This is a genomic window from Palleronia pelagia, from assembly GCF_900110115.1.
In the GTDB taxonomy this organism is placed as follows: domain Bacteria; phylum Pseudomonadota; class Alphaproteobacteria; order Rhodobacterales; family Rhodobacteraceae; genus Palleronia; species Palleronia pelagia.
This window is the reverse complement of sequence record NZ_FOCM01000001.1, coordinates 65,667-87,289: the sequence shown is the minus strand read 5'-3', so window position 1 is coordinate 87,289 and position 21,623 is coordinate 65,667. Positions and strand designations below refer to the sequence as shown.

Here is a 21,623-nt window from a genome sequence, read left to right as displayed (position 1 = left end):
AGAACGGGGGCTTGGCAGCGCGCACGACGGGCCGCATAAAAGAAACGAATACCACCAGGGAGGTCCCCATGACCGACATGCACGACCGCGAGAAGGCGTTCGAGAACAAGTTCGCCCACGATGCCCAGATGCAGTTCAAGGCCGAGGCGCGGCGCAACCGCCTGCTGGGGCTCTGGGCCGCCGACCTGATGGGCAAGACCGGCGACGACGCCGCCGAGTATGCCAAGGAAGTGGTCAAGGCCGATTTCGAGGAAGCCGGCGACGAGGACGTCTACCGCAAGGTGAAGGGCGACCTGGGCGACCGGGTCGAGGAAAAGACCCTGCGCGACAAGATGACCGAGCTCTTGACCGAGGCGAAGGCGCAACTCGCCGACGAAAGCTGACGAAGACCTCTTCTCGCCTTAGCGAATTCTTGGCATCTGCCTGTCATCGTGCCCGTCGGGGCAGCTTCGACGGGTAGGGTATGTATCAGGCAGTAACGACGTATCTGGGTCCCGCCTTGCGGGGCCTTTTTCCCATGCTCCTCGCCGTGGCCCTCCTGGTGGCGCTACGCGATGCGTGGCCGGCGGCCGAGCTGGGCGACATCCTGGCACGGCTGACCCGGATCGGGCCGGGGCAATGGGCCCTGTCGCTTGCGGCCACCGCCGCCTGTTTCGGCTGTTTCGCCCGGTCCGAGGCCGCGGTGCACCGCGCGCTCGGCACCCGCCGGGCCCCGCTGGCCGCCGGGCGCAGCGCGATGGCAGCGTTGGGCGTCACGCAGGTCACCGGCCTGGGGCCCCTGGTGGGGCTGCTGGTGCGCTGGCGGTGCGATCCGGCCGGGGGGCTGGGGCGCGCGGCCATGGTGACGGCCGCCAGTTCCGGCGCCTTCCTGGCTGCGCTGGCCACGCTGGCCGCATTGGGCTTCGTGTCGGGCGGGCTGGGCGGCACCGCGCTGCGCATCGCGGGGTGGAGCATCCTTGCCGTGGTGGCCGCCGGGCTGCTGGCCGTGGCGCTGAACCGCCGGGCGGGGCGCTTGCCGCCGCTTCCGCTTGTGCTGACCATCGCCGGCTGGGCCATGGCCGATGCCGGCTTCGCGGCCTGCGCGTTCTGGGCCTTCCTGCCCGAGATTCCCTATCTCCAGGTGCTTCCGGCCTTCCTGCTGAGCCTTGGCGCCGGCCTGGCGTCGGGTCTTCCGGGCGGGGCGGGCAGCTTCGACCTGACGCTGGCGCAGTCGCTGCCGGTGGCGGCGCCGGGCGCGCTCATCTGCGCGGCGATGGCGTTCCGAATGGCCCACGTGGCCGTGCCCGGAGCACTGGCGCTCGCCGCGCTGACGCTGCGCCCCAGCCTTTTCGCCGCGCCGGACCTGCCCGCGCGAACCGCCACGGGACTGGCCCCGCCGCCGGACGCCACGCGCGCCGAGGCCGGTCTGCTGCATCAGCCCGGCGCGGTGGCCCTGCTGCGCCATGGCCGGCCCGCCGCGACCTGCTGGGCCGCACCGCACACGCTGGCGCAGATCGGTGCGGACTACGATGGCTACACCCGGGCCGACACGCTGATCGATGCGGCATGGGAACAGGGACGTATCCCGCTCGCCTACAAGATCGAAGAACGCGATGCCGTTCGGCTCGGGGCACGGGGCTGGGCGCGGCTGCGGCTGGGCGCCGAGGCGGTGGTCGACGCAAGCACCTTCGACCCCGCCCTCCCGGCGTGCCGCCAGCTGCGCCGAAAGCTACGCAAGGCCGAGACGGCGGGCGTGACCATCGGCACCGGCCCCGCCTGCCCCGCCGACATGGCGCGGATCGACCGCGCCTGGCAGGCCGCCTGCGGCCCCGCGCGCGGCGTCTCCATGGGCCGCTATGCGCCCTGCTACGTGGCGCATCAGCGCGTCTTCACAGCCCGTCTGCGCGGCCGCGCCGTGGCCTTCATCACGCTGCACCAGGGCGCTCGGGAGTGGACGCTCGACCTAGTCCGCTGGGACGCGGAGGCGCCGGACGGAACCATGCACGCGCTCGTCGCGCACGCGATCCTGGCGGCGCGCGCCTGTGGCATGCGCCAGGTCTCCCTCGCCGCGGTGGCGGACGGGGCGCGCTGGCAGCCCCGGGGCAGCGAGGGTCTGCGCCGGTTCAAATCGTATTTCGATCCGCGCTGGCGTCCCTTGTATGCCGCGGCGCCCTCCCGGCTGGCCCTTGCGCTCGGCCTGGCGGACCTGCTGTGGTGCATCGCGCGACCGCCCGAAACGGCACCGGCGCATGAAGATGATGAAACATCTGCATTTGTCCACAGCGCGCATTCGTGACACATCAGCGGAAATCAATTCTGGGAAGCAAAGCACCATGTCCGACGCCCTGACCAAAATGCTCGCCACGCGCGACTGGATCCTGGCGGACGGCGCCACCGGAACGAACCTGTTCAACATGGGGCTTCAGTCCGGCGACGCCCCCGAGCTGTGGAACGTGGACTCGCCCGAGAAAATCCGCGCGCTCTACCAGGGCCCGGTGGGCGCGGGCAGCGACCTGTTCCTGACCAATACCTTCGGCGGCAACGCCTCGCGGCTGAAACTCCACGACGCGCAGGACCGCGTGCGCGAGCTGAACCGCGCGGGCGCCGAACTGGCGCGCGAGGTGGCCGATGCCGCCGATCGCCCCGTGGTCGTTGCGGGCAGCGTCGGTCCGACCGGCGACATCTTCGCGCCCATGGGCACCCTCACCCACGAGCTGGCGGTCGAGATGTTCCACGAACAGGCCGAGGGCCTGAAGGAAGGCGGCGCCGACGTGCTGTGGGTCGAGACCATCAGCGCGCCCGAGGAGTACCGCGCCGCCGCCGAGGCCGCGCGCCTGGCCGGAATGCCCTGGTGCGGCACCATGAGCTTCGATACCGCGGGCCGCACCATGATGGGCGTGACATCCACTGACATGGTGACCCTCGTGGGCAAGCTGAACGACAACAAGCCGCTGGCCTTCGGCGCCAATTGCGGCGTGGGCGCCTCGGACCTGCTGCGCACCGTCCTGGGCATGGTGGCGGCCGATCCGGACCGGCCCGTGATCGCCAAGGGCAATGCCGGCATCCCGAAATACGTGGAGGGCCACATCCACTATGACGGCACGCCCGAGCTGATGGCCGATTACGCCGTGCTGGCCCGCGACTGTGGCGCGCGGATCATCGGCGGCTGCTGCGGCACCACGCCCGAGCACCTGGCCCACATGCGCCGCGCCCTGGAAGAGAGACCGCGCGGCGAAACGCCGGACCTGGCCGCGATCGAGGCGCGGCTGGGCGGGTTCTCGTCGCCGACCGATGGCACGGGCGACGATACCGCCGCGCCGCGCGAACGCCGCCGCGGGCGCCGCGCCCGCACATGATTCCGGATCATGTGCCGGAGACAATCCGGGATTGTCTCGAAAAGATCATCCCGGATGATCTTCGGCCTAGAACAGCGACGGCTGCCGCGCATCGCCCAGCGGCACCTGGAACAGATCGCACCTGAGAGGCGGGAGATGTTCGACCAGACCCAGCCGCTTGACGGCCAGATCGAACCGTTTCGCGATCAACGCCGCGTGCACCCCCTCGCCGCGCATACGGTGCCCCCACTCGGCCGAGTAGGTCTTGCCGCCATGCATTTCGCGCAGGCGCGCCAGCACCTTGTCGCGGCGGCCCGGCGCGTGGGTCTCCAACCAGTCCTCGAAAAGGCCCGACACCTCGAAGGGCAGGCGCAGCATGATCCACGAGGCGGCCACCGCGCCCGCGTCGCGCGCCGATTGCAGGATCGATTCGAGCTCGGGATCGGTCAGGCCCGGGATCAGCGGCGAGGCCATGACCCGCACCTCGACCCCGGCACGGGCCAGACGCTCGATCGTTTTCAGCCGGCGCGCGGGCGACGGCACGCGCGGCTCCAGCGTCCGGGCCAGCCCGGCGTCCAGCGTTGTGACCGACACACCGACCCGCGCCAGACCCTGCCCCGACATCTCGGACAGGATGTCCGCGTCGCGTTCGACCAGGCTGCCCTTGGTGGCGATGCTCAGCGGGTGACGAAACCGCTGCAACACCTCGAGAATGCCGCGCATGATGCGGCGATCCCGCTCGATCGGTTGGTAGGGGTCGGTGTTGGTGCCCATGGCGATGGTCGCGGGCGCGTAGCCCTTCCGCCGCAGCTCGGTCTCCAGCCGCGCGGGCGCGTCGGGACGGGCGATGAGCCGCGTTTCGAAGTCCAGCCCCGGCGACATGCCGAGATACCCGTGGCTGGGCCGCGCGAAGCAGTAGACGCAGCCGTGTTCGCAGCCCCGATACGGGTTGATCGACCGGTCGAAGCCGATATCGGGCGACGTGTTGCGCGTGATGACACGGCGCGGCGACTCGTCCCGCACCTCGGTCCTAAGGGTCGGCAGATCCTCATCCTCGGAGACCGCCCAACCGTCATCCTCGGCCACCCGCGCGTAGCGGTCGAAACGGGTTTCGGGGTTGCTGTCGGTGCCGCGCCCGGGCGTGCGCTGGCGCGGCGGAGCGGTATGAGGGCGGCGAGACATGCGGCCAGACTAGAACGAAAAAGGAACATATGCCAGATCGGGCGACGAAACAGTGTCTTAACGTCGCCAAATCGACAATCCATGTCGCCAATCACCAACTGGCCGCGGCCGGTTCCGCCATACGGAACTGAAACGCCGCGCCTTTAGAAGGAGTGCAAGATGTCAGACGACGAAGAGATCATCCTGAGCGAACTGGACGATGACGAACTTGTCCAGCAGATGCACGACGACCTGTATGACGGCCTGAAAGAAGAGATCGAGGAAGGCGTCAACATCCTGCTCGAGCGCGGATGGCAGCCCTACGACGTGCTGACCAAGGCGCTGGTGGGCGGCATGACCATCGTCGGCAACGACTTCCGAGACGGCATCCTTTTCGTGCCCGAGGTCCTGCTGGCCGCGGGCGCCATGAAGGGTGGCATGTCCATCCTCAAGCCGCTCTTGGCCGAGACGGGCGCCCCGCGCATGGGCAAGATGGTGATCGGCACCGTGAAGGGCGACATCCACGACATTGGCAAGAACCTCGTCGCCATGATGATGGAAGGCGCCGGGTTCGAGGTGGTCGACCTGGGCATCAACAACGCGGTCGAGAAGTATCTTGAAGCGCTGGAGACCGAACAGCCCGACATCCTGGGCATGTCCGCCCTGCTGACCACGACGATGCCCTACATGAAGGTCGTCATCGACAGCATGGTCGAGAAGGGCATCCGCGACGATTATATCGTGCTGGTGGGCGGCGCGCCGCTGAACGAGGAATTCGGCAAGGCCATCGGCGCCGATGCCTATTGCCGGGATGCCGCGGTCGCCGTGGAAACGGCCAAGGCCCAGGTCGCCCGTCGCCACAACCAGGGCGTCGCCTGATCCCCTACCCCACCGGAAGCGAACGCTGCTTCCGGTGGGCGACCCGGGACGGTCGCGACAATTCCCGAATGAGCGCCAATTGGCGCCGCTTTTTCGCCATGACGCATCTTAACTCTGAGGGCGACACAACCGGAGCCCTTTCGAATGCACCGCAAGATCAATGTTGTCCTGCTGTCCCTCGTCGCCCTTCCCACCGTGTTCTTCCTCGCCTCGCTGCGCACCGCCGTCGCCCTCTCGGCCGATGCGCTGAGCGCGCCCGGGCTGGCGGCCATGATGCCCGTCGCCCTGCTGGCCGCGCTGCTGGTGCGCATGATTCTGAAAGGGCACGGCGCCAACGCGGCGGACTGATCTTCCGCGGCGCATCGACGGCCCCTATATCTGGGACAGGAGGTGCGCCATGCCGCTCGACAAGTTCGTCCTGATCCTCGTGATCGTGGTTTTCGCCGCCGGTCTGACCATCTGGCTGGGCAGCATGATCGTGGCCGGGCTGCATGCGCCGCTGGCGCTGACCCTGTTGATCCCCGCCGCCCTTGTTCTCTACGTCGTCTGGCGGGTGATCGCCCAGCGTCTGTCCTCGCACGAGGACGACCATTACGACCAGACCCCGCGCTGAGAGGGCCGCGTCATGCTCATCACCACCACCGAAACGGTCGCGGGCCGGCAGATCACCGAAACGCTGGGCCTCGTGCGCGGATCGACCGTGCGCGCCAAGCACGTGGGCAGCGACATCGTCGCCAGCCTGCGCAACCTCGTGGGCGGCGAGGTTCGGGAATACGCGCAGCTGCTGGCCGGCGCGCGCGAACAGGCCCATGACCGCATGGTGGCCGAGGCGCGGGCGCTGGGGGCCGACGCCATCGTCGGCGCGCGGTTCGAGACGTCGCAGATCGCCGAACGCGCGTCCGAGGTCCTTGCCTACGGGACGGCCGTGCGCCTTGGCTGATACGCTCCCGCCAGTCGATACGCTGACCCATGGCGGCACAGCGCCCAGCGGAGACGGACGGATCCTGATCCTCGCCTGCGGGGCGCTGGCACACGAAATCACGGCGCTGATCCGCCTGAACGGCTGGAGCCACATGGATCTGGCCTGCCTGCCCGCCATCCTGCACAACACGCCGGACCGCATTCCGGACGCGGTGGCCGGGGCGGTGGCGCAACACCGCGACCGCTATGACCGGATCTTCGTGGCCTATGCCGATTGCGGGACCGGCGGCGCGCTGGCCGCGACCTGCGCGCGGCTGGGCGTCGAGATGATCGCGGGCCCCCATTGCTACGCCTTCTTCGACGGGCTCGACCGCTTCGCCGCGCGCGGCGAGGACGACATGACGTGCTTCTACCTGACCGATTTCCTCGCCCGGCAGTTCGACGCCTTCGTGACCAGGCCCCTCGGGCTCGACCGGCATCCGCAGCTGCGCGATGCCTATTTCGGCCACTACACCACGCTGGTCTACCTGGCGCAGACCGACGATGCGACGCTCACGGCGCGCGCCGAGGACGCGGCGCGCAGGCTGGGCCTGGCGTTCGAGCGGCGCCGGACCGGCTACGGGGACCTCGAGACCGCGCTGGCCCGCGCCTGACAAGCGCGGCCCGGATCACTGGGGAACGGTGAAGACCTGCCCGGGATAGATCAGGTCGGGATCGCGGATCTTGTCCGAATTCGCATCGAACACCCGGACGTAGGCGAAACCGTCGCCGTAGTTCTCGTCCGCGATCCGCCAGAGCGTGAAGCCCGGCTGCACCGTCACCAGCGCCACCTCGTTGCCGTCGGCATCTCGTTCGAGCCGCGCCAGCGCGCTCTGGGTTTCGGGGCGGAATGGCGTCTCGGCGCGCGAGGTCACGCGCCCGTCGGCGTCGATCTGATCCACGCGCAGGGTATAGACGCGGGGATCCAGCCGGGGCAGGTCCGCCCGCCACTGACCGTCGGGCGCGGTGGTGGCCAGTTCGACCGGGGCGTTGTCCACGTAGACGCGCACCTGCCCCCCGGCATTCCCGCGCCCGCCCAGCCGCACCGCGCCGCCATCGGCATAGGTGATGGTGTCGATGCTCAGATCGCTCAGCGCCTCGGGCCGGGCCGTGTCACCGTCCTGCACGACCGCTACGCCGTCGCGCCCCGCCCGGATCACCCGCGGCGCGGCGGGGGGCGCGGCATCACCGGGCGCAGTCGCCGTGGCTACGGGGCCGGTCTGGACCGGCGGTGCGCTTGCCTCGGGCGCATCGGGCAAAGTGTCCACGGCCACGCTGGGCGCATCGGGGCCCGGGGCGGGCTGGGCGGCCGCCGGCACTGACGGGGGCGGCGGCGTTCCCGCCGGCCCGCCCGATTCCGTTGCGGCAGTTTCGGACGGGTCGTTCGCGAGGGCCCCGGCGTCGCCTGTCGCCAGCGGCGGCACGGCGGGTGTGGCCACATCCGGCGTCAGCCCGGCGACGACATCGGTCGTTCCCGCATCGAGGGCCGTCGCGGGATCGCCCCCGGTCGAGGACGGCGCATCCAGGCTGCGGGCGGCGGCGCCCGCCGTCTCGGGCCGCGCGTCCTCGGGCGTGTCGACATTGGCATCGGCCACCGCGGGCGCGGCGGACGGCGCGCGCAGAGGCTGGATCATGAAGCTGTCGCTGCTGGCCCCCTCGCCCGACAGGCGCAGGACCTGCGGCGCGTCACTGGCGGGCAAGGTGAAGAAGCTGACGAACCCGCCATCGTCCCCGGCCGTGGCGTCGCCCACCACTTGGCCGTCCAGAAGCAGGTCGAACCGCGCTCCGGGGCGGCCCGATCCGGCCAGGATCCCGCTGCCATCGGGCTCGACGCGGAAGAGGTCCACATTGATGGCCCGGGCCGATTCACTGGTCTCGCTGTTCTGGTCGTTCGAAGTCGCGTCCGGCGCTGACCCGGATAGGTCGGCCGTGTCTGCTTCGACCGTATCGGTCTCTGGCGCTTCCGCCGACGGCCCGGGCGCGTCGGACGAAACGGTCCCGGGCATCGAAACACCCTCTGTCGTGGCTGCATCCTGTCCGACCGATGCTGCCGCCTCGCGCGAAGGGGTGACTGCGTCCTCTCCGGCGGCGTCTGCGGTTTGCACGGGTTCGGGCGTGGCGGATTCGTTTGAGGAAGGGTCGAGAGGCTCGCTCGTCTGACGAGGCGACAAATCACTTTCCGGCCCGAAGACCACCAAGCCAACTAGGCTCAGCGACACGGCCACGGCGGCCAATCGCACCACTTGGGCGGTCATCAGTCTACTTCTCCCGGCATCGGCGGCACAGCGGGCCTTGCCCGCCTGGCTCATCAAGTCTAGCAACGCCGTGTTCTGCCGTCAAAAAACGCCAATTTGCAAGGTTTGCCATGTCCAGCCCCGACACCCCGTCGATCTGTGTCTATTGCGGCTCGCGCGAGGGGGCCGACCCGGCCTTCGCCGCGGCGGCCGATGCGCTGGGCCGGGGGCTGGCGGCGGCCGGCTGGCGGCTGGTCTACGGCGCGGGCGATGTGGGGCTGATGGGCCGGGTCGCGCGCGCGGCGCAGTCTGCGGGCGGCGCGACCATGGGGGTCATCCCGACGCACCTGCTGGACATGGAAGTCGGCAAGCGCGACCTGGACAGCTTCGTCGTCACCGAGACCATGCACGAGCGCAAGAAGGTGATGATCATGAACGCCCACGCGGTGGTCATGCTGCCCGGCGGCGCGGGATCGCTGGACGAATTCTTCGAGGCGCTGACCTGGCGCCAGCTGGGCCTGCATGCCAAGCCCGTGGTGCTGGTCAATGTGAACGGCTTCTGGGACCCGCTGGTGACGCTGATGGACCACGTGGTCGAACAGGGTTTCGCCGACCATTCGCTGATGGGATTCGTTCAGGTTGTGCCGGATGCCGAGGCCGCCATGGCCGCCCTGCGCGATCGCCTGGAACTGCGCCAGAGCGACCAGGAATAAAGGCTCACCGCCGTCCAGATCAGCGGGAACGCCACCTGGTGCCAAGGGGTGAAGGCCTGGGCGAAGACGGTGACGCCAATCAGGAACTGCAAGGTCGGGTTCACGTAGAAGAAGATCCCAAGCGTCGCGAAATGAAGCCGCTGGGCGGCCACGGCGAACAGCACCAGCGGCAGCGCGGTCAGCGGCCCCGTCCCGATCAGCAGCGCCCGAGTTAGTAGCCCCTCGTCGAAATGGGCGCCGTCCCGCAGCACGATCCAGGCCAGCGCGACGGGTGCCAGCAATGCGACCTCGACCGTCACGCTGACGGTGGCGTGGGTGGCCAGTCCGCGCTTCAACGTACCGTAGGTCGCGAAACTTCCCGCCAGCAGCAGGCTGATCCAAGGCGCGACGCCCAGCCCCACCCCCAGCACCAGAACCCCCGCCGAGGCCAGCGCCACCGCCGTCCACTGCAATCGGCTGGGCCGTTCGCCATACGCCACGCGGCCCAGCGCCACGGCCACGAGCGGGAAGATGTAGTAGCCCAACGAGGCCTCGATTACGGACCCGCGCTGCACCGCCAGCACGAAGACCAGCCAGTTGACCGAGATCAGGATGGCGGCCAGCGTCAGCCGCACCATTGCACCGCGATCCGTCATCACCCGGCGCAAGGCCCCGAGCCGGCCCGTGGCCGACAGGATCGCGGCGAAGAGCACCGCTGACCAGACGGTGCGATGGGCGATGATGTCGATGGCCGGAACATGGTCCAGCGCCGCGTAGTAAAGCGGCGATAGACCCCAGATGACGCTCGCGCCAAGGCAGGCGGCCAGCCCGACCAAGCCGCGCCTTGATAAGGACGCGTCGTCAGTCACCCGTGGGGACCAGAGCCGCCGACAAAGGCGCAAGCTCGACGTCGGAGGCGCGATTGCCCAGGCGCCATTCCAGGATCGCTCCGGTCGTCTCGGGGCGGTTGCGGCCCAGCAGGATGACCGTTTCCTCCTGCCGCGCGCGGAAGGCGGCGTTGTCGAGGAAGCGTTTCACCGCCGCCAGGTCCTGTCCCTGGTTGTCGATCTGGCGGAATACCAGGCCCGCCGGCACATCGGCCCGCGCCGCCAGCTGCTGCGCCCGGTTCTGGCCTTCGGGCAAGGTCACCAGCCCGTGTCCACTGTCCGACAAACCGTCAAGGATGACCTCGACCGTTTCGGTCGCGGTGCCGATGGGGCGCGACGGATCCTCGACCACGGCCAGGCTGAAGGGCACGGCCGACAGGCTGGCGCGCAATGCCTCGCTGATCTCTGCGGGCGAGCCGCCGCCGGTGGTGTCGGGCATGACCGCCACCTCGAAGCCCATGGCGAAATAGGCGGCAGCGCGGTCCGCGACATCGGGCATGGTCGGGTCCAGCGCGATGGTCGCGTTGACCGGCACGTCGATCATCGGCCCGCCATAATCCAGCAGGATCACCGCCATTACCGGGAGATCCTCAGGGTTGTCGAAGGGTTGCCGGAAGTCGGTCATGGGGTCGCCCGTCAGTTCGGCCACCGGCGCGTCCGGATCGATTTCGAGCGGACTGGCAGTCACGACCGGCGCGCCGGGCGACTCAGCGCCGGGGTCCGCGCCGGGAACGCCGGAATCGGGCATGAAGCCCTGCGCCCGCCGCTCGATCAGGTTGGACGACGGTGCGGTCGGTCCGGCAGCCGGATCCTCGGACTCGGCAAGAGCCACCCGTTCGTCGGGGCTGAGCGACGGGTCGTCCTGGGCCTCGGGGGCGGAATCAGAATCGGCGGCATCCGTTGCATCCGAGCCCTGGCCCGAGCCCGCCAGACCCGAGTCGTCGCCATCCGCTTCGCCCGATGCATCACTCTCGCCCGCAGGTCCGTCGGCGTCGCCCCCCTGACCGTCCGGTGCGGGCTCGGGTTCAGGCGCGGGTTCGATTTGGACCAGGCGGTTCACTCGCACGCCACCCGGCTGCGCGGACGGCGGGGCCGCTTCACTATCGGCCATTGCGGACGGGAAAGACGTGGCGATGTCGTCGTCCATGTCGGGCTCGGGCACGCCGGCCTCGAGTTCATCGGTTCCGTCGATCCCCGCACCGGCCGGGGGCTCGTTCCGACCGGACGTGTCTTCATCGGACCTGACGATCTGGTCCATGTCGATCACATCGGCGGCGCTGACCCCGCGCGGCGTCTCGTCCTGCGATGGCCCGGTCGGCGCGTTATTTTCCGTTCCCGTATCAGAAGCGGCCGCGTTCGGGTCAAGCTCGCCCGTCATGTCCTGGGCGATCATGATGTCGGCGGCGGCGTCATCGGGCGCACCGGCGGGGTTTTCGTCCGACGCGGGCGTCTCACCAGCCGTATCACGGCCGGACCCGGGCATCGCCTCGGGGGCGAGATCGGCCACGCCGCCGGCCGAAGGATCTTCGGCCGCGTCGACGACAGGATCGCGTTGGGCATCGGAGGGCGCGTTTTCGGTCGTCTCGATCTCGGTCTCGGGCGCTGTGTCGACGGCGTCGTCCACGGGACCCTCTGCCGGCGCCTCGCCCGCCGGGCCTTCGGCCGGTCCGCCCGCATCCCCGGGGATGGTGGCTTCGGCGCCCGTTTCGGGCGTTTCGCCGGAGGGCGCGGCGGGCCGCGGGCCCAGCGGATCGGGCGCTTCGGCCAACTGGATCGTGTCTGCCGCCTCCGGCGCGGCGGGAGCCGACATGTCGATCTTGGCAGCGATATCGGGCGCCGAGGCAATGGCCGGACCATCCGGGATCGCCGGCGCCGCCAGCGTCACGTCAGGATCGACGATCAACGTGGGCCCTGGCGCGGCCGGCACAGCGGCAGGGATCGGATCGGCTTCGGGCGCGGCCGAAAGACGACTGTCGGGTGTGTCGGCGGGCGGAATATCGGCCGCCATACCGCGGTCGATCGCAGCGTTTTCGGCGGCGGTGTCGGGCGCGCCCATCTGCAGGGTCGCCGCCGCGTCGCCGCTCGTGTCGGGCATGGCGGGCGCATCTCCGGGACCGTCGGCCGCGAGATCGGTGTCGGACGACGCGGGCGGCTCCGGGCTGGCCGGATCGGCCGTCGTCTCGTCCGTGGCGTCCGCGGCGTCGAAGGAACCCGGGATAGTGGGCGACACAGCCTCGTCGACAGGCGTGTCGGGGCCGGATCCGGGCAAAGTGCCGCTATCGTCCAGCGCCGTCGCGGCCTCGGGCGGCGTCGTGCTCAGGGTCTGCAGGTTCAGCATCTGCGACGCCACGACCACAATGCTCAGCGAGACGACCGCGCCGGTGGCAACGCCTTTCAACAACGCCATGCTCAACTGGGCTTCTCCGTAACATGCCTCGGGGCGCGGAGCCCTTCGCTCAGCCCCGCCTGAAAACGGACCGCCCGGCCAGCGCTTGACGCGGCGCCGTCGTCGGCCCAGCTTGACGCTTCGACGCGCCTTTGCGCATGTATATCGCGACAGATCAACGGGATCACCCCCCGTTTCCACTCGAAAGGCCCGGCGGCTTGCTCCTGCTTATCGACAACTACGACAGCTTCACCTGGAACCTCGTGCATTACCTCGGCGAACTCGGCGCCGAGGTCGAGGTCGTGCGCAACGACACGCTGAGCGCGGCGGAGGCCATGTCCAAGCGACCCGCCGGCATCGTGCTGTCGCCCGGCCCCTGCGACCCCGACCAGGCCGGCATCTGCCTCGAGATGGTGCAGGCGGCCGCCGACAGCGGCACCCCGCTGCTGGGTGTCTGCCTGGGCCACCAGGCCATCGGGCAGGCCATGGGCGGGCGGGTGATCCGCCACAGCGCCATCGTGCACGGCAAGGTGGACGAGATGCGCCATGCGGGGGCATCCGTGTTCAAGGGGCTTCCCAGCCCGCTGCGCGCGACCCGCTATCATTCGCTGGTGGTCGAACGCGACGGGCTGCCCGACAGTTTGCAGGTCACGGCCGAGCTGGCCGACGGCACCATTATGGGGCTGGCGCACCGGTCGCTGCCCATCCATGGCGTGCAATTTCACCCCGAGTCGATTCGGTCCGAGCATGGTCACGCCATGCTGCGCAACTTCCTGGACCTCTGCGCGGTCCCGGCATGAGCGATGACCTGAAGCCCCTGATCGCCGCCGCCGTCGACCGCCCCCTGACCGGCCCCGAGGCCGAGACCGCCTTCGGGATGCTGTTCGACGGCGAAGCGACGCCCAGCCAGATCGGCGGGTTCCTGATGACTCTGCGCACGCGCGGAGAATCGGTCGCCGAATACGCCGCCGCCGCGGCCGCCATGCGCGCGCGATGCCGCGCCGTGCGCGCGCCCGAGGGCGCCATGGACATCGTCGGCACCGGCGGCGACGGCAAGGGCACGCTGAACATCTCGACCGCCACGGCTTTCGTGGTCGCGGGCGCGGGCGTTCCGGTGGCCAAGCACGGCAACCGCAACCTCAGCTCGAAATCCGGCGCCGCGGATGCGATCGCGCAGATGGGCATCGACGTGATGGTCGGCCCCGAAACGGTCGAGCGCGCGCTGAACGAGGTCGGCATTGGCTTCATGATGGCGCCCATGCATCACCCCGCCGTGGCCCACGTGATGCCCACCCGGTCCGAGCTGGGGACGCGCACGATCTTCAACATTCTCGGCCCGCTGACGAACCCCGCGGGTGTGAAATACCAGCTGACCGGCGCGTTCTCGCGCGAGGTCCTGCGGCCCATGGCCGAGACGCTGGGCGCGCTGGGCAGCACGCGCGCCTGGCTGGTCCATGGCGGCGACGGCACCGACGAGATCTCGATCGCGGCACCCAGCACGGTTCTGAAACTCGAGGACGGCGCGGTGACCGAGCACGAGATCGCGCCCGAGGATGCGGGACTGCCCGTGCATCCGTTCGAGGCCATCGTGGGCGGCACCCCGGACGAGAACGGCCGCGCCTTCCGCGCGCTGCTGGAGGGCGCGACCGGCGCCTATCGCGACGCCGTGCTGCTGAACGCGGCGGCGGCGCTGGTGGTGGCCGGGCGTGCGGACGACCTGGCAGCGGGCGTCGAGATGGCGCGCGAAAGTATCGATTCGGGCGCGGCGCTTGAGAAGGTTCGCAGCCTGGCCCGGGTGTCTCCGTTGAAGGACTGACACGCGGCCGGGCGGGCGCAGCCGCTTCGTCGTTCCACATGAGCAAGTGATGCGCAGAGGGCTGGCGTCACGTCGTCAGTGCTTCCGGACCGGCAACGCCGCGCTACGGCGCTCTGGTTGCGCCCATGCTGGCTGGCCCTTCAAGCACCGAGCGCGGCCAGCACCTTCGGAAGCTCATCCGGCAGATCCTCGGCGATGAGACCGGGGCCGAAGGTGCGTGCGGATTCGGCGTGCAGCCAGGCGGCCAGCTCGGTCACGGCGCGCGTGTCACGGCCCGGCGCGGCGCAAAGCCCGGTGATGAACCCGGCCAGCACGTCCCCTGCCCCTGCCGTCGCCAGCTGCGGCACCCTGCGGTCGTAAAGCGCGGCGTGAACGCCGACCGTCCCCTCCGGATCGGCAATGACCGTCGCGGCCCCCTTCAGAAGGACCACCGCGCCGCAGCGTGCGGCGGCCTGCCGGGCCGCGTCGATCTTGGACAGGCTGCGCCCCCGTTCGGCGAGGTCGGGAAAGAGGCGGGCGAATTCGCCCTCGTGCGGGGTCAGCACGCAATCGCCGTTCAGCATCTCGAATAGCGTTTCCGGCGCCTCGCGGAAGCTGGTCAATGCGTCGGCATCCAGCACCACCCGCCGGTCGCCGTCCAGCGCGGACCGGACCAGCTCACGGGTGCGCGCCCCCACCCCGAGCCCCGGACCGAGGCAAACGGCCGAAAGGCGCCCGTCCTCCAGAAGGCGGTCCAGGTCGTCGGGCGTGTCCATCGCAGACAGCATGATCGCGTTCAGCTGCGCCGCGTTCTCGGGCAGTGCGTCCCGGGGCACGGCGACGGTGACCAACCCGGCGCCCGCCCGCAGCGCCGCCCGGGCCGCCATGCGCGCGGCGCCGCCCTTTCCCGGCCCGCCGCCCAGGACCAGCGCATGGCCCCGGTCGTACTTATGGAGGTGCTCGTCGCCGCCCGTGACACGGCGGTACCACGCGCGTTGCTCGGCGGCGTCACCGGACAGCAGACGGGTGGCGGCGCCGGTCGCGGCGGCGTGCTCGGCCAACCCGATAGCTACGACGCGCGGGGGGCGGCGGGCGGCTTCGTCGAGGAACAAGCCCTGCTTCGCCGCGTGGAAGGTGACGCACAGGTCCGGAAGCAGCCGCCATGCGGCGGGATCATTCCCCTCGGGCTCGGGCAGGAAGTAGCCGCCGCGATCCACGTCGAAGCCCGACGGGCAGTCCAACGCGACGGTGCGCCCCGGCGGCCCTGAGGGCGCGTCCGATGCGGCAAGCGCGTGCCAGGCCTGCATGCAAAGGTCGGGGATCGGACGCGACACGCCGATGCCGAACATGGCGTCGATCAGCAGGTCGGGCGGCGTTGCGCCGGCTGCCTGCTCCATTGGCTGAAGCGGATGCCGGGCCGTCCAGGCTTCGAGGTTCGCGCGCGCATCGCCGGCGACGCGATCGGGGTCACCGTAAAGATAGACCTCGACCGTCCAGCCGCGGTCCGCCAGCAGGCGCGCCACCACGAACCCGTCGCCCCCGTTGTTTCCGGGGCCGCACAAGACGGCGGCGCGGTGCGGTCCGCCCGCCAGATCCGGCCACTCCGACAGGATAGCGGCCACGGCCCCTTCGCCCGCCCGCTCCATCAAGTGGCGCCCCGAGGTTTCGCCGCTTTCCATGGCAGCTTTCTCGGTTTCGCGCATTTCTGCGGCAGTCAGCAAACGCTCCATCGATACCCCTTCACAAACTGCACAGCCGTAAGCCACATTGCATATAATTTCAGCACGCCCTAGGAATGACCCCCAGCGACCGCCCTTGCCCCCAGCCTATCCAATTGAGGCCCGGCGCGGGAAGTGGTCTGACCCCAAGTGACGCGGAACCGGAGGAATCGGCCCATGAAAAAGATCGAGGCGATCATCAAGCCCTTCAAGCTCGACGAGGTGAAGGAGGCGCTGCAGGAAGTGGGCGTCCAGGGCCTCAGCGTGCTGGAAGTGAAGGGTTTTGGCCGCCAGAAGGGCCATACCGAGCTCTATCGCGGGGCCGAATATGTCGTCGATTTCCTGCCGAAGGTGAAAATCGAGGTCGTGCTCGAGGAAGGCCAGGTCGACAGCGCCGTCGAGGCGATCATCTCGGCCGCCAAGACCGACAAGATCGGCGACGGCAAGATCTTCGTGAGCCCGGTGGAGCAGGCCATCCGGATCCGCACAGGTGAAACCGGGCACGACGCGCTGTAACCGGCCGCGCGTCCGACAAGACCAGTCCAATCAGGGAAAGAGGGTATTCCATGAACAACAAGGAACTCGTCCAGAAGATCAAGGACGAAGAGATCGAATATGTCGACATCCGCTTCACCGACCCGCGAGGCAAGTTGCAGCACGTTACGGTGATGTCGCACGAGGTCGACGAGGACTTCCTCGAAGACGGCTTCATGTTCGACGGCTCGTCCATCGCCGGCTGGAAATCCATCGAGCAGTCAGACATGAAACTGATGCCCGACGCGGGATCGGCCTACATGGATCCGTTCTACGCGGAGAAGACCATCTGCGTGCACTGCACCGTGGTCGAGCCCGATACCGGCGAACGCTATGACCGCGACCCCCGCGGCACCGCGCGCAACGCCGAGGAATACCTGCGTTCGTCCGGCATCGGCGACACCGCCTATTTCGGCCCCGAGGCCGAGTTCTTCCTGTTCGACAACGTCAAGTACTCGGTGGCCATGAACAAGGTCAGCTACGAGGTCGACGCCCAGGACGGCGCGTGGAACAGCGACGCGGACTTCGAGATGGGCAACATGGGCCACCGCCCCGGCATCAAGGGCGGTTACTTCCCGGTGAACCCCGTCGACGACGCGCAGGACCTGCGCTCGGAGATGCTGTCGACCATGAAGCGGATCGGCATGAAGGTGGACAAGCACCACCACGAGGTCGCTTCGTGCCAGCACGAGCTGGGGCTGATCTTCGGCACCATGGTCGAACAGGCCGACAACCTGCAGAAGTACAAGTACGTCATCCACAACGTGGCCGACGCCTATGGCAAGTCGGCAACCTTCATGCCCAAGCCCATCTCGGGCGACAACGGCACCGGCATGCACGTGAACATGTCGATCTGGAAGGACGGCAAGCCGCTCTTCGCCGGTGACAAGTACGCCGACCTGAGCGACGAGGCGCTGTATTTCATCGGCGGCATCCTGAAGCACGCGAAGGCGCTGAACGCTTTCACCAATCCGTCGACCAACAGCTACAAGCGCCTGATCCCCGGTTTCGAGGCACCCGTGCTGCGCGCCTACTCGGCCCGCAACCGCTCGGGCTGCGTCCGGATCCCGTGGGCCGAAAGCCCCAAGGCCAAGCGCGTCGAGGCCCGTTTCCCCGATCCGTCGGCGAACCCCTACCTGTGCTTCGCCGCCCTGCTGATGGCCGGCATCGACGGGATCAAGAACAAGATCCACCCGGGCGAAGCCATGGACAAGGATCTCTACGATCTGCCCCCCGAGGAGCTGGCCGAGATCCCGACCGTCTGCTCGTCGCTGCGCGAAGCGCTGGACGAACTGGAGAAGGACATGGACTTCCTGACCGCGGGCGACGTCTTCACCAAGGATCAGATCCAGGGCTACATGGATCTGAAGTGGGAAGAGATCTACGCCTACGAGCACTGCCCGCACCCGATGGAATTCAAGATGTATTACAGCTGCTGACCCCGGTCTCAGCCGAGCATATCGAAGGGGCGCCGTTCGTCGGCGCCCCTTTTTCGTAGGAAATCCGGCTTAGCAGTGGCATCCAGCCGATAATTCGATAGTATGATGCGATATTGGCCGAGTGACACGGTCTGCATCACGGCATCACGGCTTCGCGAAGCCGGATTGAGCCATCTTGTTTTTTGACGGTATTTACCTCTCGTCCGCCCTTTTCGCGCCGTGATCGGCCAACAGTGTTTCTCCATCGGCATTTGAACTACGAGTGAGGAAACAATGACACGCGAGCCAAAGGTCATTACGGCCAAAGTCCGGTTCGGTCCCGGCAAGGCTCCCGATTTCTACGCGATCTCGGGCCCCGTATGCTGGTGCCTTCGTCAGGCCGACGTATGCATCCTGTCGCAGGATCTGGGCTTCGATGGTGAGAGCATGCGGATCGAGACGGATCACGGCATCATCGAGCTTCAGTCGTCGGCTTTCGGCAAGGGATCGGAAGTGGCTATCGCCGTCCGGGCCGCCGAGACCGTCGAAGGCCTGGTGGCGCGGCAACTCTGCTACGAACTGGCGCGGCGGATCAGCATGCGTCTGTCCGCAGCTTCGATCCTGTGGAAACCCACCAGCCAGGTGCTGCGTCCCACGCAATTCACCTGGGCTGTCCTGCAGGACATCCCCCGCCGCCTGCCCGTCTCGGGCCGGATCAGCCCCGAACCCATGCGCGGCGCACTCCTGCACTGACAGCTGCCTTTGCGGCCCCGCTAGCCCCCGGCCGCGGCGACCAGGTAGGTGTGGATCGAAAAGCCCACCAGTCCCGTTTCGGGCAGCCGCAGGATCACCTGCCGCTCGACCCGCTTGAACCGCGAGTCGCCCGGCCCGCGCGGTGTTTGCGAGAATTCCAGCCGCGGATTGAACAGCGCGTCGCTGTCGTGATGCAGGAGATTGTGCCGGACCAGCGGCCGGTCTGGCCGTACCCCGTCGAACAACCGCTGAACGCGCCGCGCGACATCGCCTTGATAGTCCGGCACGGGGCCGTGCAAGGCGTCCAGCGTGCGGCCCATCTTCTGCGCCAACGTCCAGGCCGACGGAAAACACAGGACCGCCCCGACGAGGCGGTGACCCTCGGGCGATGGCGCAAGAATGCACAGATCCTCCTGCACCAACCGGCCGATGGTGCCCAGCGGATTGTCGTCGTTCAGCGAAACGCGCCTGCCGTCGGGCCGTCGGACCGTGTCCTGCGTGACCTCGAAATCCGACCGCCGCGACAGGTGGTCCACGACCAGCGCCAAGGCCTCCCGCGCCGCTGCGCGGCCGTCTGGCAGCACGTCGCGCACCAGGTGCGGGCGGTCATCGAGCAACGAGTCGCGCAAGGCCATCTGCGCGGCATAGGCCTCATCCACACGCAGCCAGTCGTCGGGATCGATCGGTCGCGTCCCCGGCAAAGGATGGGCCACCGCGTCGTCGGGAAGGCGCTGCAGCAGCACGCCGTTGCTCATGCGCGGGGGAAGACGAAGCAGCGGTCGCGGCGGATCATCAGCCACAGCGGCGTACCCGGCTTGGGCAGGAAGACCGAGGGCACCGTGGCGATCATCTTGCCGCCCGTCGCGTCCAGCCTGAATTCAACAAGGCTTTCGTTACCGATGAAACGCGACCGCACGACCACCGCTCGGGCGGGCGTACCGTCCTGCGGCGTGGGATTCGGCCCGCGACCGTCCCGATCGAAGTCGATGCGCACGTGCTGGGGGCGAATGGCGATGTCGACCTTGGTGCCGTCGGGCTGGCCCGGGGCGAGGAACTGGCCGAAGGGCGTATCGGTCAGCGCCCCGTTAACTTCGCCCTCGATCACGTTGATATCGCTGAAGAAGGCGGCGGCGGCCCGGTCCGCCGGCGCGTTGTAGACGTTGTAGGGCGCACCGCGCTGCACGATCCGCCCATCGCGCATCAGCGCGATCTCGTCGGCCATGCGCATCGCCTCTTCCGGCTCGTGCGTGACCAGCAGGACGGCGGTGCCTTCCTCCTTCAACAGGGCCAGCGTCTCGTCCCGAATGCCGTCGCGCAGCCGGTTGTCGAGGCCCGAGAAAGGCTCGTCCATCAGCATGACGCGGGGCTTCGGCGCGATGGCCCGGGCCAGAGCGACCCGCTGCTGTTCGCCGCCCGACAGCTCGTGCGGATAGCTGTCGAGATAGCGCTCGAGATGGACCCGCTCCAGCAGGGCATGGGCCCGGGCGCGCTTGTCCTTCTTGCGGCCCTTCAGACCGAAGGCCACGTTGTCGGCCACCGACAGGTGGGGGAACAGGGCGAAATCCTGGAAGATCAAGCCGACGCCGCGATGCTCGGGCGGCACGCTGCCCTCGGGGCCGAAGACCGGGGCGCCGTCGATGCGGATCGTCCCGCTGTCGGGGATCTCGACCCCGGCGATGGCCCGCAGGGTGGTGGACTTGCCGCAGCCGGACGGCCCCAGCAGGCACATGACCTGGCCTTCGGCAACCGACAGGGTGACATCGCTCACCACCTGCCGGCCGTCGAAGGAGCAGCACAGGTCGTCGACCTGAAGGCGGAGAGTCGTAAGCGGCATCGCGATGTCCGACAAGTTTCGTCAGGTGCAGCTAGCAGCCCGGCCCCGCGCCATCAAGACGATCACATGGACAGGTTGGTCGCGCCGCCGTCCAGCAGAACGTTCTGCCCGACGATGAACCCGGCATGGACCGAGCACAGGAAGGCACAGGCCTGCCCGAACTCCTCGGGCGTGCCATAGCGACCGGCTGGGATCGTCGCCTGCCGGTTCGCGCGCGCCTCGTCGAAGCTGATGCCCTCCTTCTCGACCACGCCCTTGTCCAGCGCATCGGCGCGGTCGGTCGCGTGGATGCCGGGCAAGAGGTTGTTGATCGTCACGCCCTTGCCCGCCACCTGGCGCGAAGTGCCGGCGACATATCCCGTCAGGCCGGCGCGCGCGCTGTTCGACAGGCCCAGAACCGGCACGGGTGCCTTGACCGAGACCGAGGTGATGTTGACGACGCGGCCCCAGCCCCGCTCCATCATTGCGGGCACGCAGGCCTTCATCAGCGCGATGGGCGTCAGCATGTTGGCGTCCAGCGCCGCGATGAAGTCGTCGCGGTCCCAGTCGGTCCACATGCCCGGGGGCGGGCCGCCGGCGTTGGTGACCAGGATGTCGGGCTGCCCCGCGGAGTCCAGCACCTGCTTCTGCCCTTCGGCCGTGGTGACATCGCAGGCCACGGTGGTGACCTCGACGCCCCAGCGCTCGCGGATGCGTGCCGCCGCGGCCTCGAGCGCCTCGGCCCCGCGCGCGTTCATCACGAGGTTGCAGCCCGCTTCGGCCAGCGCCTCGGCGCAGCCCAGCCCAAGCCCCTTGGACGACGCCGTGACCAGCGCGCGCTTGCCCGAAATTCCCAGATCCATGCCGTGTCTCCTTCCCGATTGTGTCGGGCCGTGACTTAGCACCGCGCCCGCGTGCCGCCCACTGCAAAAGACCCGGACGAGCGTGTCCGGTATCGAAACAGTCTGCGCGCAAACGCTCCCTCGTTTACCAGGCCGAACCGGTCGCGCGTCCAAATGACCCCGCCGACCCGTCGCGATTGTCGCACGGGCCGAAATCGGGTAGCGTTGGCAGGCTCC

22 protein-coding genes are annotated in these 21,623 nt (G+C 68.8%); 14 read left to right on the top strand and 8 right to left on the bottom strand.

Annotation, left to right across the window (positions count from 1 at the left end; translation table 11 throughout):
* The first annotated feature begins 68 nt into the window (after positions 1–68).
* The 3 genes from BMX96_RS00430 to bmt all read left to right on the top strand — a co-directional run bounded on the left by BMX96_RS00430 (position 69) and on the right by bmt (position 3,335).
* Entirely contained in the window at positions 69–383 is a 315-nt protein-coding gene (locus BMX96_RS00430) for a DUF1476 domain-containing protein (RefSeq protein ID WP_073128903.1), read from the top strand.
* A gap of 134 nt (positions 384–517) precedes the next feature.
* Positions 518–2,275: a phosphatidylglycerol lysyltransferase domain-containing protein gene (locus BMX96_RS00425; RefSeq protein WP_139209896.1), complete on the top strand. Its 1,758-nt coding sequence runs from the start codon at positions 518–520 to the stop codon at positions 2,273–2,275.
* Positions 2,276–2,312: 37 nt separating this feature from the next.
* Positions 2,313–3,335 carry a betaine--homocysteine S-methyltransferase gene (bmt, locus tag BMX96_RS00420; protein WP_091843012.1) on the top strand — a complete coding sequence of 341 codons (1,023 nt, stop codon included), beginning with the start codon at positions 2,313–2,315 and terminating at the stop codon, positions 3,333–3,335.
* 66 nt (positions 3,336–3,401) lie between these two features.
* Here bmt and BMX96_RS00415 read toward each other — a convergent pair whose 3' ends face one another.
* Positions 3,402–4,496 (bottom strand): PA0069 family radical SAM protein, encoded by a 1,095-nt coding sequence (locus BMX96_RS00415; protein ID WP_091843009.1) that lies wholly within the window; start codon positions 4,494–4,496, stop codon positions 3,402–3,404.
* Between the two features lie 159 nt (positions 4,497–4,655).
* On the opposite strand from BMX96_RS00415, the gene BMX96_RS00410 reads away from it, so the two are divergent.
* The 5 genes from BMX96_RS00410 (at position 4,656) to BMX96_RS00390 (ending at position 6,928) form a co-directional block, all read left to right on the top strand.
* Positions 4,656–5,354: a corrinoid protein gene (locus tag BMX96_RS00410; RefSeq protein ID WP_073128899.1), complete on the top strand. Its 699-nt coding sequence runs from the start codon at positions 4,656–4,658 to the stop codon at positions 5,352–5,354.
* A 144-nt stretch (positions 5,355–5,498) separates the two neighbouring features.
* Complete coding sequence (locus BMX96_RS00405) at positions 5,499–5,702, top strand: hypothetical protein (protein WP_091843006.1); 204 nt, start codon at positions 5,499–5,501, stop codon at positions 5,700–5,702.
* Positions 5,703–5,751: 49 nt separating this feature from the next.
* Positions 5,752–5,967 (top strand): hypothetical protein, encoded by a 216-nt coding sequence (locus BMX96_RS00400; protein WP_091843003.1) that lies wholly within the window; start codon positions 5,752–5,754, stop codon positions 5,965–5,967.
* A 12-nt stretch (positions 5,968–5,979) separates the two neighbouring features.
* Positions 5,980–6,294 (top strand): YbjQ family protein, encoded by a 315-nt coding sequence (locus BMX96_RS19795; protein ID WP_091842999.1) that lies wholly within the window; start codon positions 5,980–5,982, stop codon positions 6,292–6,294.
* The gene (locus BMX96_RS00390; RefSeq protein WP_236736901.1) at positions 6,287–6,928 is read left to right on the top strand and encodes a DUF1638 domain-containing protein; all 642 of its coding nucleotides are present in this window, start codon (positions 6,287–6,289) and stop codon (positions 6,926–6,928) included. Before BMX96_RS19795 ends, BMX96_RS00390 begins: the two co-directional genes overlap by 8 nt.
* Before the next feature lie 15 nt (positions 6,929–6,943).
* Here the strand turns inward: BMX96_RS00390 and BMX96_RS00385 are convergent, their stop codons facing one another.
* Positions 6,944–8,320, bottom strand: a complete 1,377-nt coding sequence (locus BMX96_RS00385) for a LysM peptidoglycan-binding domain-containing protein (protein WP_091842996.1) — start codon at positions 8,318–8,320, stop codon at positions 6,944–6,946.
* A 359-nt stretch (positions 8,321–8,679) separates the two neighbouring features.
* Here BMX96_RS00385 and BMX96_RS00380 point away from each other — a divergent pair, with 359 nt between their 5' ends.
* Positions 8,680–9,261: an LOG family protein gene (locus BMX96_RS00380; RefSeq protein WP_091842994.1), complete on the top strand. Its 582-nt coding sequence runs from the start codon at positions 8,680–8,682 to the stop codon at positions 9,259–9,261.
* On the opposite strand, the gene rarD is transcribed toward BMX96_RS00380, so the two are convergent.
* Both rarD and BMX96_RS00370 read right to left on the bottom strand, forming a co-directional pair.
* Complete coding sequence (gene rarD / locus BMX96_RS00375) at positions 9,183–10,076, bottom strand: EamA family transporter RarD (RefSeq protein ID WP_091842991.1); 894 nt, start codon at positions 10,074–10,076, stop codon at positions 9,183–9,185. The two genes, BMX96_RS00380 and rarD, sit on opposite strands and share 79 nt — an antisense overlap.
* Positions 10,077–10,101: 25 nt before the next feature.
* Positions 10,102–12,534 carry a divergent polysaccharide deacetylase family protein gene (locus BMX96_RS00370; protein ID WP_091842988.1) on the bottom strand — a complete coding sequence of 811 codons (2,433 nt, stop codon included), beginning with the start codon at positions 12,532–12,534 and terminating at the stop codon, positions 10,102–10,104.
* Positions 12,535–12,731: 197 nt separating this feature from the next.
* On the opposite strand from BMX96_RS00370, the gene BMX96_RS00365 reads away from it, so the two are divergent.
* On the top strand, positions 12,732–13,313 hold the full coding sequence (locus BMX96_RS00365) for an anthranilate synthase component II (RefSeq protein WP_091842986.1): 582 nt from the start codon (positions 12,732–12,734) through the stop codon (positions 13,311–13,313).
* Complete coding sequence (gene trpD / locus BMX96_RS00360) at positions 13,310–14,329, top strand: anthranilate phosphoribosyltransferase (RefSeq protein ID WP_091842983.1); 1,020 nt, start codon at positions 13,310–13,312, stop codon at positions 14,327–14,329. Before BMX96_RS00365 ends, trpD begins: the two co-directional genes overlap by 4 nt.
* 140 nt (positions 14,330–14,469) lie before the next feature.
* Here the strand turns inward: trpD and BMX96_RS00355 are convergent, their stop codons facing one another.
* Entirely contained in the window at positions 14,470–16,038 is a 1,569-nt protein-coding gene (locus BMX96_RS00355) for an NAD(P)H-hydrate dehydratase (RefSeq protein ID WP_091842980.1), read from the bottom strand.
* A 165-nt stretch (positions 16,039–16,203) separates the two neighbouring features.
* On the opposite strand from BMX96_RS00355, the gene BMX96_RS00350 reads away from it, so the two are divergent.
* The 3 genes from BMX96_RS00350 (at position 16,204) to BMX96_RS00340 (ending at position 18,731) form a co-directional block, all read left to right on the top strand.
* On the top strand, positions 16,204–16,542 hold the full coding sequence (locus BMX96_RS00350) for a P-II family nitrogen regulator (RefSeq protein WP_073128889.1): 339 nt from the start codon (positions 16,204–16,206) through the stop codon (positions 16,540–16,542).
* A 50-nt stretch (positions 16,543–16,592) separates the two neighbouring features.
* Positions 16,593–17,999, top strand: coding sequence for a type I glutamate--ammonia ligase (gene glnA, locus BMX96_RS00345; protein ID WP_091842976.1), 1,407 nt, complete (start codon positions 16,593–16,595; stop codon positions 17,997–17,999).
* A 273-nt stretch (positions 18,000–18,272) separates the two neighbouring features.
* Complete coding sequence (locus BMX96_RS00340) at positions 18,273–18,731, top strand: hypothetical protein (RefSeq protein ID WP_091842973.1); 459 nt, start codon at positions 18,273–18,275, stop codon at positions 18,729–18,731.
* A gap of 20 nt (positions 18,732–18,751) precedes the next feature.
* On the opposite strand, the gene BMX96_RS00335 is transcribed toward BMX96_RS00340, so the two are convergent.
* From BMX96_RS00335 to BMX96_RS00325, 3 genes are all read right to left on the bottom strand, one after another.
* Entirely contained in the window at positions 18,752–19,486 is a 735-nt protein-coding gene (locus BMX96_RS00335) for a heme-dependent oxidative N-demethylase family protein (RefSeq protein ID WP_091842970.1), read from the bottom strand.
* Positions 19,483–20,565 carry an ABC transporter ATP-binding protein gene (locus tag BMX96_RS00330; protein ID WP_091844357.1) on the bottom strand — a complete coding sequence of 361 codons (1,083 nt, stop codon included), beginning with the start codon at positions 20,563–20,565 and terminating at the stop codon, positions 19,483–19,485. The genes BMX96_RS00335 and BMX96_RS00330 overlap by 4 nt, the downstream gene beginning before the upstream one ends.
* A 62-nt stretch (positions 20,566–20,627) precedes the next feature.
* Entirely contained in the window at positions 20,628–21,407 is a 780-nt protein-coding gene (locus BMX96_RS00325; protein WP_091842967.1) for an SDR family oxidoreductase, read from the bottom strand.
* Between the last annotated feature and the right edge of the window lie 216 nt (positions 21,408–21,623).